The sequence below is a fragment of the Allobosea sp. CER48 genome, from assembly GCF_044752385.1.
Taxonomy (GTDB): domain Bacteria; phylum Pseudomonadota; class Alphaproteobacteria; order Rhizobiales; family Beijerinckiaceae; genus Allobosea.
This window is the reverse complement of the sequence record NZ_JBIWYK010000598.1, coordinates 1-1,595: the sequence shown is the minus strand read 5'-3', so window position 1 is coordinate 1,595 and position 1,595 is coordinate 1. Positions and strand designations below refer to the sequence as shown.

Annotated in this window: 1 protein-coding gene; it reads right to left on the bottom strand. The window is 69.3% G+C overall.

The annotated features are described in order from the left end of the window. Window positions 1–1,475: amidase (locus tag ACIPIA_RS15875; protein ID WP_400510939.1), on the bottom strand; the 1,475-nt coding region annotated here is incomplete at its 3' end. Window positions 1,476–1,595: the final 120 nt, after the last annotated feature.

The window sequence follows — 1,595 nt, the reverse complement described above, 5'->3', positions numbered from 1 at the left end:
TTCGGGCTCTCGCTGATCGGCGGTGCCTTGGCGAGCCCGGCCAGATCCGGGACTGGGCGTGCCGTCAGCGGATCGCCGGCCAGGGCAGCCTCAAGCGCGGCGGCAACCGCCAGGACCTTGGCATCGCCACCGCGGGGGCCGACGATCTGCAGGCCGAAGGGCATGCCGTTGCGGTCCAGCCCGACCGGCAGCGAGATCGCGGGATGGCCGACGACGGTGACGGCATAGGCCAGGGCCAGCCAGTGGAAATAGGTGCGGGTCGGCTTGCCGTCGATCTCGGCCGGATAGAGTTCCGTCCAGGGCCGCGGACTCAGCGTCACCGCCGGCGACAGGATCACGTCGTAATGGTCGAAAAAGCCCTGCCAGCGCTGATAGAGCTCGGTCTGCAGCTTCATCCCGCGCACGATGTCGAGCGCCGAATAGCCGAGCCCCTCCTCGACATTGGCGCGGACGTTCGGGCCGACCATGTCGGGCGTGTCGCGGGCCTTGTCATAATGGCTCGCCAGGAAGCCGACCGCGCGAAGGATCTCGAAGGCCTCGTCCGTGCCGGCGCAGTCCGGCGTGGCCTCCTCGGCCGCATGGAAGAGATGGCTGAAGGCGCCGACCTTCTCCGCAAAGCTGTCGCGGATCAGGCGTTCGGTCGGTGCGAAGCCGAAATCCGGCGTCACGGCCACCTTGAGCGAACCCAGGTCGATCGCTCCGGGCCGGGCGAAATCCTGCGGCTGGCGCACGACCTTGCCGTCGATCGTCGTCGCCAGCGGATCGGCGCCATTGTCGGATACCATGGCCGAGAGCAGCAGGCAGAGATCGGGGACGTTGCGGGCCATAGGGCCGAGAACGGGCAGAGGGTACCAGCCGAGCGAGCGCTTCTCGCTCGGCACCAGCCCCGGCGTCGGACGGAAGCCGACGATGCCGTTGAAGGCGGCGGGATTGCGCAGCGAACCGCCAGTGTCGGAGCCGGTCGCGATCGGCACCATGCCGGTCGCCAGCGCGACGCCGGAACCGCCGGAGGAGCCGGCCGCGCTCTTCGATGGGTCGAAGGGGTTGCCGGTCGCGCCATAGACGGCGTTGCGCGTGTTGGCGCCGGCGCCCCATTCCGGCGTATTGGTCTTGCCGGCGATGATCGCACCTGCCTTTCGCACCGAGGCGACGATGAGCTGGTCCTCCTTCGGGACGAAATCGCGATAGAGCGCGCTGCCATAGGTGGTGCGCAGCCCCGCGACGTTCTCCAGATCCTTGATGCCGACCGGCAGGCCATGCAGGGCACCGAGCTTGTCGCCGCGTGCCGTTGCCTCGTCTGCCGCGCTCGCCGCCTTGCGTGCCGCCTCGTCGTCCCGCGCGACCATCGCGTTCACCGCCGGGTCAACCGCGTCCATGCGGCTGATGCAGCTGTCGAGCAGCTCGCGGGCAGACAGTTTCTTGGCGCCGATAAGGGCGCGCGCTTCGACGGCGCTGAGATCGCAGGGTTCGGTCAAGGCTAGGGCTCTCCGTTGCGCACGGGCCCTGGCAAGCGCTATGCCGCGCCGGGCCGGCGCCCCAGACTAGGGGACGCCTGCCATATGTCCATGTGGCGGCGGCGCATGGCCGCCCCTTCC